This is a genomic window from Marinococcus halophilus (assembly GCF_002265875.1).
Lineage (GTDB): Bacteria > Bacillota > Bacilli > Bacillales > Marinococcaceae > Marinococcus > Marinococcus halophilus.
Genome location: NZ_NPFA01000003.1, coordinates 203,002 through 219,195, shown reverse-complemented (window position 1 = coordinate 219,195; position 16,194 = coordinate 203,002). Strand labels below are relative to the sequence as shown.

General features: G+C 45.4%; 20 protein-coding genes. 10 read left to right on the top strand and 10 right to left on the bottom strand.

Annotation, left to right across the window (positions count from 1 at the left end; genetic code table 11):
• Positions 1-61: 61 nt before the first annotated feature.
• Positions 62-886, top strand: a complete 825-nt coding sequence (locus CHL76_RS05065; RefSeq protein WP_094908018.1) for an arylamine N-acetyltransferase — start codon at positions 62-64, stop codon at positions 884-886.
• 59 nt (positions 887-945) lie between these two features.
• Here the strand turns inward: CHL76_RS05065 and CHL76_RS05060 are convergent, their stop codons facing one another.
• From CHL76_RS05060 to CHL76_RS05035, 6 genes are all read right to left on the bottom strand, one after another.
• Positions 946-1,218 carry an acylphosphatase gene (locus CHL76_RS05060; RefSeq protein WP_079476949.1) on the bottom strand — a complete coding sequence of 91 codons (273 nt, stop codon included), beginning with the start codon at positions 1,216-1,218 and terminating at the stop codon, positions 946-948.
• A gap of 21 nt (positions 1,219-1,239) precedes the next feature.
• Positions 1,240-1,467, bottom strand: coding sequence for a hypothetical protein (locus tag CHL76_RS05055; RefSeq protein ID WP_079476948.1), 228 nt, complete (start codon positions 1,465-1,467; stop codon positions 1,240-1,242).
• 43 nt (positions 1,468-1,510) lie between these two features.
• A complete protein-coding gene (gene pdxK, locus CHL76_RS05050) occupies positions 1,511-2,329 on the bottom strand; it encodes a pyridoxine/pyridoxal/pyridoxamine kinase (RefSeq protein WP_094908017.1) in 819 nt (272 codons plus the stop codon).
• 31 nt (positions 2,330-2,360) lie between these two features.
• Positions 2,361-3,593: an aminopeptidase gene (locus CHL76_RS05045; protein WP_094908016.1), complete on the bottom strand. Its 1,233-nt coding sequence runs from the start codon at positions 3,591-3,593 to the stop codon at positions 2,361-2,363.
• Positions 3,594-3,945: 352 nt separating this feature from the next.
• Positions 3,946-4,515, bottom strand: coding sequence for a LemA family protein (locus CHL76_RS05040; RefSeq protein ID WP_079476945.1), 570 nt, complete (start codon positions 4,513-4,515; stop codon positions 3,946-3,948).
• Between the two features lie 81 nt (positions 4,516-4,596).
• On the bottom strand, positions 4,597-5,220 hold the full coding sequence (locus CHL76_RS05035) for an NAD(P)-dependent oxidoreductase (protein ID WP_079476944.1): 624 nt from the start codon (positions 5,218-5,220) through the stop codon (positions 4,597-4,599).
• Positions 5,221-5,324: 104 nt separating this feature from the next.
• On the opposite strand from CHL76_RS05035, the gene CHL76_RS05030 reads away from it, so the two are divergent.
• The 8 genes from CHL76_RS05030 to CHL76_RS04995 all read left to right on the top strand — a co-directional run bounded on the left by CHL76_RS05030 (position 5,325) and on the right by CHL76_RS04995 (position 12,851).
• On the top strand, positions 5,325-7,115 hold the full coding sequence (locus tag CHL76_RS05030) for an AMP-binding protein (protein ID WP_094908015.1): 1,791 nt from the start codon (positions 5,325-5,327) through the stop codon (positions 7,113-7,115).
• A 47-nt stretch (positions 7,116-7,162) separates the two neighbouring features.
• Positions 7,163-8,302, top strand: a complete 1,140-nt coding sequence (locus CHL76_RS05025) for a DUF445 domain-containing protein (protein WP_158219072.1) — start codon at positions 7,163-7,165, stop codon at positions 8,300-8,302.
• A gap of 93 nt (positions 8,303-8,395) precedes the next feature.
• Positions 8,396-8,761, top strand: a complete 366-nt coding sequence (locus CHL76_RS05020; RefSeq protein ID WP_079476941.1) for a YlbF/YmcA family competence regulator — start codon at positions 8,396-8,398, stop codon at positions 8,759-8,761.
• Positions 8,762-8,900: 139 nt separating this feature from the next.
• A complete protein-coding gene (locus CHL76_RS05015) occupies positions 8,901-9,557 on the top strand; it encodes a lytic transglycosylase domain-containing protein (RefSeq protein WP_233133218.1) in 657 nt (218 codons plus the stop codon).
• A gap of 1 nt (position 9,558) precedes the next feature.
• Complete coding sequence (locus CHL76_RS05010; protein WP_079476939.1) at positions 9,559-9,828, top strand: hypothetical protein; 270 nt, start codon at positions 9,559-9,561, stop codon at positions 9,826-9,828.
• Positions 9,829-9,863: 35 nt separating this feature from the next.
• Positions 9,864-10,628 carry a membrane protein insertase YidC gene (gene yidC, locus CHL76_RS05005; RefSeq protein WP_233133217.1) on the top strand — a complete coding sequence of 255 codons (765 nt, stop codon included), beginning with the start codon at positions 9,864-9,866 and terminating at the stop codon, positions 10,626-10,628.
• A 157-nt stretch (positions 10,629-10,785) separates the two neighbouring features.
• Entirely contained in the window at positions 10,786-11,475 is a 690-nt protein-coding gene (locus CHL76_RS05000) for a response regulator transcription factor (protein WP_079476937.1), read from the top strand.
• Positions 11,472-12,851: a sensor histidine kinase gene (locus CHL76_RS04995; protein WP_079476936.1), complete on the top strand. Its 1,380-nt coding sequence runs from the start codon at positions 11,472-11,474 to the stop codon at positions 12,849-12,851. The genes CHL76_RS05000 and CHL76_RS04995 overlap by 4 nt, the downstream gene beginning before the upstream one ends.
• A 27-nt stretch (positions 12,852-12,878) precedes the next feature.
• Here the strand turns inward: CHL76_RS04995 and CHL76_RS04990 are convergent, their stop codons facing one another.
• Positions 12,879-13,802 (bottom strand): peptidylprolyl isomerase, encoded by a 924-nt coding sequence (locus CHL76_RS04990; protein ID WP_094908012.1) that lies wholly within the window; start codon positions 13,800-13,802, stop codon positions 12,879-12,881.
• 123 nt (positions 13,803-13,925) lie between these two features.
• On the bottom strand, positions 13,926-14,111 hold the full coding sequence (locus CHL76_RS04985) for a hypothetical protein (RefSeq protein ID WP_079476934.1): 186 nt from the start codon (positions 14,109-14,111) through the stop codon (positions 13,926-13,928).
• Between the two features lie 161 nt (positions 14,112-14,272).
• Between CHL76_RS04985 and CHL76_RS04980 the strand changes: the two genes are divergently transcribed.
• Positions 14,273-14,842 (top strand): YpmS family protein, encoded by a 570-nt coding sequence (locus CHL76_RS04980; protein WP_158219071.1) that lies wholly within the window; start codon positions 14,273-14,275, stop codon positions 14,840-14,842.
• 42 nt (positions 14,843-14,884) lie between these two features.
• Here CHL76_RS04980 and CHL76_RS04975 read toward each other — a convergent pair whose 3' ends face one another.
• Together CHL76_RS04975 and CHL76_RS04970 are read right to left on the bottom strand one after the other, a co-directional pair.
• A complete protein-coding gene (locus CHL76_RS04975) occupies positions 14,885-15,433 on the bottom strand; it encodes a DUF3267 domain-containing protein (RefSeq protein ID WP_079476932.1) in 549 nt (182 codons plus the stop codon).
• 184 nt (positions 15,434-15,617) lie between these two features.
• Complete coding sequence (locus CHL76_RS04970) at positions 15,618-16,181, bottom strand: HTH-type transcriptional regulator Hpr (RefSeq protein ID WP_079476931.1); 564 nt, start codon at positions 16,179-16,181, stop codon at positions 15,618-15,620.
• Positions 16,182-16,194: the final 13 nt, after the last annotated feature.

Here is a 16,194-nt window from a genome sequence, read left to right as displayed (position 1 = left end):
GAGCAAAAAGAAGGTACGTGTTGTTTTTGCCTTCTAACGGCTCAAAAGGAGGTTGTTTGGCATGCAGTCATGGGTAGAGGACTACCTGCACATATTAAAGCTGAAAATAGAGCAGCCAAATGTTCGGTTTTTGACAAAGTTGATTCGCTCCCATCTGCAGCAGTTTCCATTTGAAAACGTAGGTAAGCTGATTGAAGCGGAAGAGAAGACAGAAGCATCAGCATTAATGTCTGTCGAGTCCTTTTTGTATCAGCGCCAGGTATACCAGATGGGAGGAACGTGCTATACATTGAACGTGCATTTTTATCAGCTGCTGCAGGAGCTGGGATTCTCTGCAAGACTCATTTATTTAAATGAAGACCACGTGTCGATCCGGGTAGAAACCAACCAGCCAGGCCTCTCTCCCTATTTTGTGGATGTAGGTACAACTGCGCCGTTATTTGAACCTATTCCTCTTCGGAAGGCAACGGAGAGCTCAAAAAAGTTTGATGGCGAGCAGCTGCTGTTTCACTATCAGAAGGAGTCGGGGCTGTATCGTTATATACGAATGAAAGACGGAAAGCAGGCGGATGAGTCGTGGGCTTTTAACCCTGAAGTGGAAGCAGAAGAAGCTGCTCTGCAAAATAAGGTCTACAAATCTTACGGGTCGGATGCTCCGTATATGAATCAGCTGCGTCTGCAGCTTTGGCTCCCTGAAAAATATATGCTGCTGTCTTTGAAAAACAATAAACTGATAGCCCGAAAGGCGAGCGGGGCTACGGTGACCAAATATATTCATGGTTTTCCGGCACTTGAGCAGGTGGTCCGCCATGATTTTCATCTGCCTTATCTGCCCGTCTGCCAGGCAGCTGCCCGGCTTGAAGAACGTACATCCTGGGCTTTCTAATGAAAAACTCTCCAGCTTAATGTCATCAGCTGGAGAGTTTTTTGTTTCATTTCATTTAATTAGAACCGAACGTCAAAAGATTCATTATGGTCGACAGAATCAAGATCAGAGGTTTCGAGGCGTTCAACGGTAGAAAAAGGGCTGCCTTCCTGTACTGCGACAAGAAAGTGATCCATGTCCTGGGGCGTGCCCTCGGCTTCAATTTCCACCACTCCGTTTGATTTGTTGCGAACCCAGCCATGAATATTGTGTTTTACTGCTTCTGACTGAGTGAACTGCCGAAACCCGACGCCTTGAACATTTCCGTGAACTTCTACATGATAGCGTTTCATCTGCATGCTCCTTCCATTTATTTATACTTTTTTGAAATGCTGTTGGAACCAGTGATCCTGTTCTGGCGAGGGGTGCTCACTGATCACATGAATTACATCTTCTTCGTCGGTAGCCATCCAGACGCCGCTCTCATCGAAAAAGCCTGGATAAATGTAACCGTGACGAAAAAGCAGCTGGGGCGGATAAATTTCGATAACATCCATTTCGACGTGCTTATAAACGCTTTTTGTGCATTGAAATAATTCCAAGGTGGTCACCTGCTTATTCCCGGCGTAGAAGCCGAAAACATATTCAAGATTGGGGAGCGCGGTGGCGGTAAGCTGTATGGTTTACAGAACCGACATGATCGTTCAGGCGGAAGGATTCCTGAATGGAAGCTTGAATAAACTGTTTTGCAGTGTGAATTGCTTCCCGCACGCTCTTTCCGTTTGCAAGTTCTGCTGTGATGGAAGCAGAAAAAGTGCAGCCCGCGCCGTGAGTGTAGTCTGTATTGATTTTTTCAGATTCAATATACTCAAAGCTGTTGCCGTCATAAAGAACATCGATTGATTTTTCTGCTCCGGTGTCCCCGCCGCCCTTCACAATAACGAAGGAAGGACCAAGCTGATAAATTTTCTCTGCAGCTGCTTTCATGTCCTCGAGCGATTGCGGGAGAGGCACCTGGGCGAGCTGGGATGCTTCGAACAAATTAGGCGTTACAATAAATGCCTTTGGCACAAGCGTTTCCCGCAAATAAGCGTCCATTTCGGGATTGACCGGCTCATCGGCACCTTTGCATACCATCACCGGATCCACCACCAGCTGTTCTATATGGTGTTCATCTAATTTTTTTGCTACGAGCTCGATGACTTCTTTTGAGCCAAGCATTCCGGTTTTAGCAGCTTGGACGCCGATCCCTTTAAGCACTGTATCAAGCTGTGCTTCAAGTGTGGAGATGTCGATTGGATAAACGCGGTGGAACCACTCGTTGTCCGGATCCTGGGAGACAATCGTAGTCAGGGAAACCATTCCGTACGTACCAAGCTCCTGAAATGTTTTTAAATCTGCCTGAATGCCAGCACCACCGCTTGTGTCGGAGCCGGCTATTGTTAATGTTTTAGGTAAACTCATAGTAATCTCCTTTCAAGAAATAGTAGGACAGCTATTCAGCCCATTCACCGTTCCTGAATACAGGTTCTTTTGTTCCGTCGGGAAGAATGCCGTCGATATTCATATTTTCATTTCCAATCATAAAATCAACATGCACGATACTTGTGTTTAAACCGGCCTGCTCTTTCTGATCTTTATTCATCTCCGGTCCATTTTCTACACAGAAAGCATAAGCGCTGCCAAGCGCAATATGATTAGAGGCATTTTCATCAAACAGCGTGTTGAAAAATAAAATGCCAGACTGAGAGATAGGGGAACTGTGTGGCACGAGAGCAACTTCCCCGAGCCGGGCAGCGCCTTCGTCTGAATTAATCAGGTGACGCAGGGTGTCTTCACCTTCACCGGCTTCCATATCCGTAACGGCTCCATTTTTAAAATGAAGCGTGAACTGGTCAATAACATTGCCGCCGTAATTCAATGGCTTGGTGTTGGTTACAATCCCATTAACGAAATCCTTATGGGGAGCGGTAAATACTTCTTCCGTAGGCATGTTAGGAATAAAAGGGACGCCTGAGGTATTGGTGCTTCCGCCGCCGGCCCACACATGCCCGTCAGGAAGGCCGATTTCAAGATCTGTGCCGGGAGCAGTATAATGAAGCGATTTGTATTTTTTGGCGTTCAGCCAATCAACCTTGGCACGCAGCGTGCGGTTATGCTCATCCCAGGCCTGTACCGGGTCTTCGGTGTCCGCCCGTACGGCGCTGAAGATCCGTTCCCAAAGCAGGTCGATAGCCCGGTCTTCCGGCTCGTCAGGAAATACTTTTTTCGCCCATCCCGAAGAAGGAGTGGAAATTACAAGCCAGCTGACACGGTCAGCCTGAATATAATCACGGAATCCTTCCATAGCAGCGCCGGCTGCATTATTCGCATTAGCGATTTTATCAGGATCCACGCCTTTCAGCAGATCGGGATCCGTGGATTTCACCGTGATAAAAGCCGCGCCTTCCCGGGCCAGCTGTTCCCTGCTTTCTGCCCGCCAGGAAGGGAATTCATGAAACGCTTCCTCTGGCGCTTTTTCATATTTAATTTTCGTCAATTCATCGTCTGCCCACTCCGGGTAGACATGTTTTGCTCCGGCTTCATATGCTGCTTCGGCCAGTCTTCTAACAAAAGGTGCAGCATCAATAGGAGCTGCAATAACTAAAGTTTGGCCTGGCTGGATATTAACCCCTTTATCCACAGCAAGTCTTGCATAGTTGTGAAGTTTTTGTTCGAACGTTTTCATGTCTGAAGCTTCCTTTCTCATACAGTGCTGAATAAACATAGACAGTGGTCTCAAATGTCTTTCATCATTATAACACGAGAGGATTCATCATTCTTTTGCCATGTACTGCTTTTTTTAAACAGGCTGGGACATAAAAAAGCCCTGCCGAAATATCTGGACAGGGTAAAAAAGGTATCGTACAGGTAAAGATGCATTCATCTCAGGAGAACCTGCCTGTTTAGAATAGCATAGATGAAAGAATAGCCTAATTCCGATGAGAACGTGTTATCATCTGTTTTCATGGATGAGAGGAAAAGACACAGGCTCAGGTTAAAAAATATAATTATATGCATATTTGGTTTATATATTTGGTTTATACGGAAGTTTCAGCTTTTTCTTTAGCACTTCCTCCTGGAGCAGGACTCTGGGCAGGGAGCGGGCTGCGTGTTCTAAAGTGGTGCAGCTCTGCAACAAACTTAACCGGAAACGAGGAGATTTTTGTATTATATTTATCTATCGTATTATTATAAACACTTGAAGAATGAATAATCTTATTTTGGGCATCGTCGAACTGCTCCCGCATTGATTTCAGCTCGGACTGCAGCTGCTTATCTTCGGGCATGGAAGCGTCAAACACCTCGTGAAGGGTCTCTTCAATAAGAGAGTTAATGTACAGCTGTTCCTGTCTGCTTGCTTCCGGGGATAACGTTTCGCTTCTGTATTGAACCAATGTTTCCAGTTCATCCTGTTTGTGGCGCCAGGATTTCTGGGCAGAATCCACAAAGTCAGGAATTAGATTCATGCGCCGGTGCAGTTGAAATTCCACCTGGGTCCAGGATTCCTCTACCCAGTTCAAATATTTAATTAAGGCATTGTAGCCGATAATCCAGCTGATAATAGCAGTAACAATAACAATACCAAGAATGATACCGAAAATACTCATATCGCCGCCCTCCTTCTTTCGGGGTTTTTACTTAGATAATGGTAATTAGTATAGCATGTTTGTACCGCTAGTTACACAGCCTTACTCACAAACGCCTATCCTTTTTTGGCAGAATTGAGAGTGATTTTCCAATACGTGCAATAAAAAATCAGCTGTGTTCCCTGTGGAAATCCGGGTGCCGTTTTCCGGAAGATAATCGGTTTCAAAACGCCAGGAAGCCGTGCTGCGGCCTTCTGGCAAAAAGGTTGGACAGATAACCGTCCAACAGTAAGAGGTTTCTTTAATGTATTCATAAGCTGCCTTATGGTCTTTGGCAGCCGTAGTGCTTCTTCGTTTGGATTCTGCAGATTCAAAACGGTAAAGGTGCGGTTCTGTCCGGGACCGAAGTATGCCGGCAGTACCTACAGTAATTAAACGGGTGATACCGAGATCATTCATTTCTTTTAACAAAAGAGGGGTGACACTGCTTAAGAGGTTTTGTTTATCGGTACCAAGCGCACTGACTACCACATCTGCACCCTGTAGTGTTTGTCTCATTTTTGCCTGATCAAGGGCGTCACCGTATATCTGCTCTGCAGAAGCAGGCAGGCCGTCCGTCTTTTCCGGTGAGCGGACAAGCATTTTCAAATCATGACCTGCGGCGTCAGCCATAATCGCAAAGTGAAAACCGGTACGTCCGGTGCCGCCGAATAAAGCTATTTTCATCTGGAGCACTCCTTTTTGTTTCACTTATCTATAAGCTATGTAAAAATAGATATACACCCCTATTCCCATTCTATAAAAGGAAAAACGTCGGGAGGCTATGAAAAATGCAGTGGACTACTTGGGAACCCCCTATCGTTCAATGGAGGACAAACGCGCTTTATCATTGGACGTTAGCACTCGGCTTAAATGACACAGAAGAACTGAAAAAGCATGCCGCCATAGACGTCTCCTGGTTTTGGCAGCAGGCATCTAAACGGCTTGAAACAAAATGGATTAGACGATATAAAGATACTGTTGAGCTTTCGCGTGGAAGACGGGAGGCTGTGTGGTTTTATAAAGGTAAAATGAATGCTGCAGAGCAGCTGATAAATAAATCAAAAGAAGGAATGCAACAGACAGCGTTTATCGATGAAAACGGCGAATGGACATATGAAATGCTGGCAGGGTATGTGCAAGAAGCTGCCGGAAAACTGAGGGCAGCCGGTATAAACAAAGGAGAACGGGCAGCTGTAGCAGCAGAACCTGATAAACAGTCAGCGGTAATATTTATGGCGTTAGCATATATCGGCGCTGTGGCTTGCCCTTACTATACCCGCTGGACAGCGGAAACAGAGGCGCAGGCCCATACGCATTTTCAACCGGAATGGCTCATTATTAAAACGGGGGCGTTTGTCTCTGAAGCTGAGGAAAGGTATGGTTTAGCTGCAGCGAAAATTATTCAACTAGACGGCGAACCATCATCGAAATATAAGCAGTGGCAAACACTGCCGGCCGGAAAAAATAAGGAGAAGCCTGAAAAAACGAACGGCACAGATCCTGCAATGGTTCTCTTTAATGAAAGTGAAAAGGGGGCCTCTGAAGGATATGTTCTCAGCCATGCGAATTTATTTATAAAGTCTGGCACCGAGATTGGATTAGTGTGGGACGTACGGCCAAAAGACCGTCTGTGGTGGCTCAGCAGGGAGTGGGGTTTTGACCAGCTGTTTGCTATGTTTGGGACGTTTGCAAATAATGCAGTATACTGCCTGTTTTCCTGGAATGACCAGGGCGCTGATGCCGGCAGCACGATTGAAGCGCAAGGCATCACACATATCGGTGTTGATTCGCTCTCAGCGCGGACGGCATCTGTTCAGGCCCAGAGTAAGTGGAAAGAATATCATCTGCATTCGCTGCGCTACGTACTGACATGGGAAGAAGACTGGATGCGCAGCGACCTTCAGTGGGTTATGAATGTACTAACAAGAGGAAGAATTCCACTTTTAAAAGCTTTCGGAGGGGCTTGTGCCTCGGGAATGATTATTGCTGATCTTCCGGACCGCGGTGTGCATCCTGAAAAGTACAACAGCCGCCTGCCGGGAATGGTGGCAGACACTTGGGACAGCGAGGGATATGCTGTACGTCACGCTCCTGGAAGAATAGTAGTAAAGAAACCGTGGCCAGGCAGCCGGGAAGTGTTGGTTGATGGGCAGGTGAAGTATAACGGCGCCCCCTGGTCCTTATGGAAAGACGTGTGGGCAGGTACTGGATTTTTAATAGATGACGAAGAAGGATATACGTATGCTGGGGAGCAGTCTGATATTAATAAAGTGGGGCAGCGTACGGTTTCCCTGCTGCCGCTTGAAAAATGGCTAGAGGGCATGGATTCCGTGGAAACGGCGCTTTTGCGCTGGAATGGTGGAAGCGCGGAGGCAGTCATAGCACCTGCTGAAGGATGGAGCGGCTCCATAGGATGGAAGCAGGAACTTGCAGAGCGGTGGCTTGAAGCTCAAACGTTTCCGCTAAAAAGCATACAAATAGTTTCGGCACCACCGGATAACGTGAATAAAAGAGTATGGAGAAACGTATTCAAGCGTGGGACATTTATTATAGAGGACGAAAAATTTATTTTTACCTAAGAAAGCTAACTTTAAATTCACAGAGAACTGTCAAAGGAGCAATCACCATGAATGCAGCTATTACTATTATTATTATGATCGCTATCGGAGCAGCCATTGGGGGAGTGACGAACTCACTTGCGATCCGGATGCTGTTCAGGCCATATAAGCCTATATATGTAGGATCCGTGCGGCTGCCGTTTACACCCGGGTTGATCCCCAAAAGGCGGAATGAGCTCGCTGGGCAGCTCGGCCGGGTTGTAACAGATCATCTGCTGACTCCGGAGGGGCTGCAGACAAAAATTCGAAGTGATATGTTCTCTCGTCAGTTAAATGAATGGGTAACATTAGAGATGAAGGAGTACCTGTATTCTGAAAAAAGCTTATCCGACTATGTCGAAAAGTGGACGGGCCTAAAGGATAGTCGCGGCTTTCTCCGTGAGACGTTAAGAGAGACGCTCGATATAAAATGGGAAGAGGCTAAGCACCGCCATGCAGATACCCCTATTAAGGAACTGCTGCCCTCGGGCGCAGTCCATCAATCAGAACTCATAACCAAAGAACTTACTCAGGTAATCATGGTGAAAGCCGGCGATTATTTTCGGTCAAGTGCTGGAAAACAGCAGCTGGCACTTTTACTCGAGCGCTTTTTAGAAGGAAAGGGCTCGATGGTGAACTTTTTCGGCACGATGATTGGTAACGACCGTCTCGTAGATCGCATACAACCAGAGGTACTGCGTTTTTTTGAAGATCCCGGCACGGAAAAAATGATTTCAGGGCTGCTGCAGCAGGAACGCAAAGCGTTATTTGAAAAGCCGGCATCGTCAGCTTTTGCATATGTGGACTCACGGGCTGCCGTAGATTATATTGTGGAGACGGTCGATAAGCACGTACCGGTTATGGAAAGGCTGGAACAGCCTTTAAAAGACTGGGCCCCCGCTTACGAGATAAAAGTACTGGAGGAATGGGTGCCAAAGGCAGTACAGAAAGGGCAGGCTTCCATCGCTAAAAGGCTCCCCAACCTGTTTGAACAGCTTCATCTTCACGACGTGGTTAAAGAACAGGTGGACTCGTTTTCGACTGCTCGGATGGAGGCTATGCTGCTCACAATTTCCGGAAGGGAATTCAGGCTGATCACGTATTTAGGGGCATTGATTGGCGGTTTCGTAGGCTGTGTGCAGGGAATAGTTGTGTTGTGGGTAGTATGAATAAAAAAATGCCATTGATTCTTCCGGAATGGATGAATTCTATTGGTTGTTCATGTTATGCTCGTACAGACAATCTTAAAGGAGGACTTATATATGTCCAATATTCACGACAAGGCTTATGAATTATCCAGTGCGCTTCGTGACAGCGAAGAATTCCAGCAGCTTAAAGAGCTTCATGATGAAGTAGAGCAGGACGAAGTCGCAAAGCGTATGCTTGATAACTTCCGTAATGTACAGCTTGAACTCCAGCAAAAGCAAATGCAGGGAGAGCAGCCTTCGGAAGAAGAAATTACTCAGGCGCAAAAACAGTTCGAAATGGTACAACAGCACGAAGTTATTTCGAAGCTGATGCAGCAGGAGCAGCAGCTCAGTACAGTGATCTCTGACTTGAATAAAATTATCACTGAGCCGCTTGAAGAACTCTACGGCGTGCCCGAAGAGAATAACGGCCAACAGTAATAAAAAAACTTTCCTCTGCAATGGGGGAAAGTTTTTTTTATTGTCACCTGGGTTGTTATAGTTTCTAGTGGATACGTGCTACAATAAACATGGAAGAATGTGTGTCCAGTCACGAGTTATGTTAACAGGAGGGGAAGCTGTGCGTCCGCAGGCCAAGCGTTATCGATACGTTTACTTAATTACAGCAGTGACAGCTTTACTCACAGCAGCTATTGTTTTTATTGCATCATCGGTGCAGGACGGGAGCACACCGACGTACAATTCCCCGGAGGACTTTGCAGAAAATGAAGTTCCGGAAGAATATATTTCTGTTTACAAACAGGCGGGAGAAGATTATGATATTCCGTGGACCCTCTTAGCAGCGGTCCACCGGGTGGAAACTGTGTTTTCTACGATGGAAACCCTGGAAAGCCCGGTAGGGGCGGTAGGACATATGCAGTTTATGCCATGCACCTTTGTAGGGTGGGATTATCCGGGCTGCGGAGGAAATGGCAATACCGACATAGGGGAACAGGAACTAACCGATCCGGAAACGATTAATGAATACGGAGGCTACGGTATTGATGCTGACGGTGACGGCAGGGCGGACCCATATGCTCTCGAGGATGCCGTGTATTCGGCAGCAAATTTTCTTGCATCCCACGGAGCAGCAGGCGGTGAGTTACGGCGGGCGTTATATCAATATAACCAGGCGGACTGGTACGTAGACGATATTCTTAATTATCACAACACATATGATGAAGAAGTAGAACTGGTGAGTCTTGAAGAAAATCACTTAGCAGAGGAGGGGGGATAAGTTGTTTTTTATTGAAACGTTTGCAGAAATAAACTGGGTAGAATGGCTTCTCCTTGTAAGCGTGCTCATCACTACGCTTTGGACCGTCAGCCAGCATCTCACCAGCACCAATGCTTATTCTCTCCATCACGAGGAAGCCTGTGTCTGCTATGACGATTACAGCCGGGTGCCTGAGGCGGCTGCTCTTCGCTTTGTTACTGTACAAAAGAAGATACCCGACGCTTCAGACAGCAGGCATGATGATGAAGACTCTTCTTATTTTTCATCATAATCTGGAAGCATGAAAAATAAGAAGGAGTGAATGTAGTGAATAGTAAGTGGAAATTAATAGCAATGTTAAGTGTTTTGATGCTAGTGCTCGCCGGTTGTGGAGGCGAACAGGAAGCAATATCAGCAGACAGTGAAGGAATTTGGAATCGTTTCTTTGTATACCCGTTTTCGTGGCTTTTAATCACGATCGCCCAATTTTTTAACGGAGACTACGGTCTTTCGATTATTGTGGTAACGATTATTATTCGTATCGTGCTTCTTCCGTTGTTTTTAAAACAGCAGAACAGTGCTATTGCCATGAAGCGGCTGCAGCCGAGAATGAAAGAACTTCAGGAAAAATACAGCTCTAAAAATCAGGCAGAAGCACAAAAGCTTCAGCAGGAAATGATGAAGCTGTACCGGGACGAGGGTGTAAATCCAATGATGGGCTGTCTGCCTATTCTTCTGCAGATGCCAATACTGATGGCCTTTTACTTTGCTATTCAGCGTACAGAAGAATTGGCAGCCCACAGTTTCTTATGGGTGGACCTCGGAGAACCCGATCCATTTTTCATTTTTCCGATTCTCGCGGGACTGATGATGTTTTTACAAACGAGAATTACGGCGAAGGACATGCCTGAGAATATGAGGCCAATTATGATGCTCATGCCGGTAATGATGATTGTAGCAGGTATATTTTTGCCGTCTGCCCTTTCTCTTTACTGGGCGACGGGTGGTGTGTTCATGATTTTCCAGACACTCGTTTTCACGAAACGCAAAGAAAAAATGGAGCAGAACCAGCAGGAAAAAACCACAACGTAACCATGAAAAGCCGCCTGCAGGTAAGCAGTGCGGCTTTCTTTTTTAGAAACGCTGGTACATAAATACCGTCTAATACAGATGAAAGTGGCGTCTGAGTAATAATACTGCTACGATAATAGCAGACGAATACGTATCTTCATAGGAAGGAACGAGATATATGACGACTGCATATACAATTTATTTAGTGGAAGATGAAGAAAACCTTTCCGGGGTGTTGAAGCCTTACATGGAAAAAGAGGGGTGGGAAGTGACCGTATTTGATAATGGCACAGAAGCCCTGGAGGCTAAAGAAGACCCGCCGCATCTGTGGGTGCTCGATATTATGCTGCCGGGTACGGATGGCTATCAAATACTAAAAGAAATTCGTTCTTCTAAAAAAGGGGAAGTGCCGGTGATTTTTATTTCCGCGAGAGATCAGGATCTTGACCGGGTGCTTGGCCTTGAGATGGGAAGCGATGACTACCTGGCGAAGCCATTTTTGCCCCAGGAATTGATTATCCGTGCCAAAAAGCTGTTATCCCGTATTTACGGGGAGTCCCAGACCGAGACAAGAAGGACAGAAGTAAACAATTATTATATCGATCCGGAAGCACGTACGGTAACGGATGCTGAAAATAACGATACCCATATCGAATTAACCACAAAGGAGATGGATTTAATTCTGCTTTTGACCGAGGAGGTAGGCAAAGCTTTGTCGAGGGAAGATATTATTGAGCATGTGTGGGGAGAAAACTATTTCGGCTCTGAACGCGCCGTGGATGACGTAGTGCGGAGAGTCCGGAAGAAAATGCCGAGAATTCATCTGGAAACGCTGTATGGATATGGGTATCGTGTTCTGCCGTCATGATGAAAGTGAATTTAACCCAGCGCATTTGGCTCTCTTTTATTGCCATTATTGTCCTGGTCGGCTTGACAGTCATCATTGTGTATCCTATTTCAATCCGGGGGACACTGACAGAAGAAACGTACCGGATTATTGAAGAAGAACAAGCCCAGCTCGTTAACCCGCTGAGTGATTATTTTACTCCTCCGGAATCAGATGATCTGGATTTTATTGAAAGACGGGAAGCGGAGCGCTCGGTAGGACACGTGTTTGTTACTGAAAACGAAACGGTCAGCGGGGAGCCGCGTCCGCCGGCGGAAGTAGAAAAAGAAATGCTTGAAAATGCCGGCAACCAAAATGCGGAGCGGGAGCGGTATGAACTTACGTTTAACGACGCTACCCTGTTTTACGTTATTACAAAAGTGGAATCGGACGGAGAAGAAGCATTTCAAATTTCCTACATGTGGGATACGTACAGAGACACAATGGTGAATCGTCTGTGGACACGTCTGGTGTACATACTGCTTATCACAAGTGTCGTAAGCCTGCTGCCGGCGATCTGGCTAAAGCGCTATCTGCGGCAGCCTCTGCGCGTGCTTGGGAACCGTTTTGAACAGATCGCTGAAAGGAATTGGCGGGAGCCGTTCAACTGGAAAGGGGACCAGGACTTTCAGAAGCTGTCCGAGCAGTTTGAACGGATGCGGCAGAATTTAATCCGGTATGACAACTCGCAAAAAACATTTATCCAGCATGCTTCTCATGAACTTAAGACACCGATAATGGTTGTTAAATCCTATGCGCAGTCCGTTAAAGACGGTATTCTGCCGAAAAAAGACATGGAAAAAACGATGGACGTCATCATTGATGAAGCGAACCGCATGGATAAAAGGGTTAGGGATATGCTGTATTATACGAAGCTTGATTCGCTTAAAACAGAGGCGATTGAGCATGAAGAAATCATATTCGGCAAACTGGCTTATGCGATTGAAGAACGCTTTCGACTTCAGCGTAGCGACATCCGCTTTTATATCGAAGGAGCAAGCGTACGTATGTATGCAGATGCTGAGCATATGCGGGTGCTGCTTGAAAATTTAGTGGAAAACGCGCTTCGTTACGCAGAGGACAGTATTTGGATTAAAGCGGAAAAGGATGCAGGAGGCCAAGTGAAAATCACCGTGGAAAATAACGGGGAAAACATAAATGAGGAAGAACTTGAATATATCTTCACGCCATTCCGGAAAGGAAACAAAGGGCAGTTCGGGCTCGGTCTTGCGATTGTAAGCCAGATTGCGGAGCTGCACGGAGCATCAAAAGAGGCAGCCAATACGGAGGCGGGCGTCAGGTTTACCATCATTCTTCCTGCAGAAAATGAAATAGAGACACAAAAAACCGAGGCGTAATCGCCCCGGTTTTTTTGCGGCAAACTGTTAGTTCCCTGAACTCTCTTCACTTGCTTCAGTGAACGTCTGAACCCAGTCTTTGTAATCTTCGTCTTCGACGTTGATCTCAGCGTCCTGCATTAATTCATTCAGCACCTGCTGACCGTCTTTTTGTTCTTCTGCTTGAAGTGTTTCCCTGATATCATCTTTCAATTCCTTATAACTTTCCTTTTTACCGGTAACATTAATTACATGGAAGCCGTGCTCTGTTTCCACAGGCTCTTCGGAAATGGAGTCTGTCTCCATGTTAAAAGCAGCTTCCTCGAAAGCTTCCGTCATTTCGCCTTTGCCAAAATAACCAAGCTCACCGCCGCTTTCACCGGAAGCAGTATCGATGGACTTTTCTTTTGCAAGCTCAGCAAAATCTGCGCCTTCTTCGAGCTTTTTGATGATTTCGTTTGCTTTTTCTTCACTATCTACGAGAATGTGGCTAGCTTCGACCTGGACAAGATCGTCTTTATTTTCTTCGTAGTAGTTTTTCATTTCTTTTTCGGTTACCTCAACATCCTGGGACCCAAGCTCATCGACCACAATCTGCGGTTTTACATATTGCTCCTTGAAAGCTTTAACGCTCTCGACCGAAACGCCCATATTTTCCTGGATGGTTTGAAGGAATTGGTCGTTATCATCTATGCCATACTGCTCTTTCATAGACTTGAATTCCTTGGTTACTTGTTTGTCTGAAATGTCCAGCTCCTCGGCTTTATCATTTAATATTTTTTGCTGGATAAGATTGTTTAAAGCACCTTCGCCGTAGTTGTCCTTCAAGTCTTCCATCAAATCCTGCTCAGAAATACTTTCGCCGTTCACTTCAACAATCGCGCCGTCTCCCGCTGCACTGCCTTCGTTGCTGCAGGATGCAAGCAAAAGGGCACTACTGATCCCTGCGGCCATAAAAATATATTTTTTCATTTCTCCAGCTCCCTATGTATGTTCGTGCTACCCCAATATTGTACCATATTAAAAAGTTTAAAAATGTCGATTAATGTAAAAAAAATCCTATTGTATTATACAATAGGAAAAAAATTCTCAGCTTCAGGCTGCCAAAAGAAGTTCAACGTACGAAGAAACAAGCAGGATGGTTACGAGCACATTGATAGTATTGAAGACCTTCGGCTGTTTTTCATCCGGAACTTCCCGCTGGGTAACAAACTTATTGGTCATGGAGTTCATGATGAACAGATAAGCAACAGCGAACACAATAAAGAAAAGTATAAACATAGAATTCCCCCATTCCTAACGATACTACCATAACAAATCATAAGAGAAAAAGATAGGCAGAACCCGGAAGCACAGAGAAAAAAGATATTATATCTATAACGTTTTTGCCGAACATGATATAGTAAAAAAGCAGTTGTTACAAGAAAAAGGAGTGGATCTGCTTGTCGCGGAACATATGGAAAATTTTATTCATCCTGCTATTAGCCATCAACGTTATTGTCATAGGTGCTCTCGTCTTCTGGTGGGTTTCCCTGGACCAGGAAAGCGGGTCCACAGAAACAGAACAGCAGATTTCCGAAGAGGAAGATTTCCAGCCGTACTTTACCGGAGAAACAGATTCTGCCCAGGTAAATAACATTCTAGAAGCAGAAATGGAAAATGAAAGAGCCGACTTAGTAGTGGAAAATGGCCAGTTTAAGATTGTATCTGCGCTCGAGCTTCTGGGACGCGAAATTGATATTGAACTTAGTTTTGTGCCAGAGGCTTTAGAAAATGGAAATATTGAATTACGGAAAGAGGATTTCTCCATTGCTGGCTTGCCGCTTCCGGGGCCGGAAGTATTAACGGTAGTGCAGAGCCAGTCAGAATTTCCGGAATTCGTCCAGATTAATCCTGAAGAAGAAACAATCAGAATAAGGCTTGATCAGTGGAGTGAGGATGAAGAATATACAGTAAGGGCGGACAAAGTTAACCTTGAAGAAGATGAAATTGTCTTCACCGTAGGCAGATAAAAAAGACCCCGGCGCTTTGTCTCGCGCCGGGGCCGCTTTTATTTATGAAGGCTGTTTAAGCACAATATCCATGCCGTCAAGCTTGCGTTCCACTGTACAGTGCTTTGGAGCCCTCACCAGCTGGCGGATAAACGCAAAATCATGGATAGCCATGCCGCTGTTTAAAGAAAAAACAATTAGAAAATAATGCATGTAGCCCGGCATAAGCACGGCCCCGGCAATACTTGCTGTTCCAAGTATCACGAAAGGACTGAGCATAGCCGCGACATACATATTTCTCGATACGGGTTTACTGAAGCTGTATTTAATCACAGGAAGCTGCTTCCTGCGGTTTCGGTCAAATTTCCAGGTTGTAGCGATACCAATCATCCAGAGTGGTACGGCGTGCAAAATTGAATGCAGAGGGTAAAGACTGAGCATTATTAAAAGAAGAACTCCTAGTCCGATGCCTTTGAGCTGCGTCTCTGGATGGATCGAACTGAAGATTAAAAAAGTAAACATAAAAGTTAAAAAGGAAAATCCTACCGACATGATTGTCATTTTTGTTGTGTTGTTTTCTTTTCGTAGATTCACTGATTTCCAGCAATTCATGCGACGGCCTCCTCTCTCTCCAAACCCCAACTTTGAATAATGTAATACCAACAGAAGAAAAAATCAATAGGGTTATAAAAAAAATATATAGAACGAAATTTCTAACAATTCGTCCTACAGAAGAGAAAAGAAGCCTATATACTAACGCAGTACGCCTGAATAGAGCAGGTGGCCTGTAAGAGGTTTATTTGGCAGATCTGTCCGCCGGAAGCAATGCACCGTCTTTATCCATAAAATCACTTTCAAAAGACTGGAGGGACTCTTCAAACAGATGCATGAATTCTTCCCCGTAAATGTAGCGCACGATAGTCATAAGTTCAGAAAACTCGGGAAACTTTCCATAAAGGTCTTTGATGGGAAGGGCTCCTTCAGAAACCTGAAACGTCTCTTTTTCGTAGGACTCGAGAATAGAGAGAAGCAGGTTTTCCCCATCTTCTGTAAGCTCAATGTACGTATTACGCTTATCATTTGTCTTTTTCGAAAATTTTAATAGGCTGCGATCCTCAAGCTTTTTGGAAAAATTAAACGCTGTTGAGACGTGCATAACGCCGAACTTCGCAATTCCTGAAACAGAAGCGCCCTCTAATTGGTGCGCTACCCACAGAATTTGAAATTCGTTAATGTTTAAATCATATGGTTTAACCCATTCCTGCCAATCTTTTTCCACCGATTTCCATAATGCTTTAGACAACTGTGCAGCACGAAGGCTGAATAGTATCGACTGCTTTGCATCAAATGAAGAGTCCAATTAAAGAACCCCC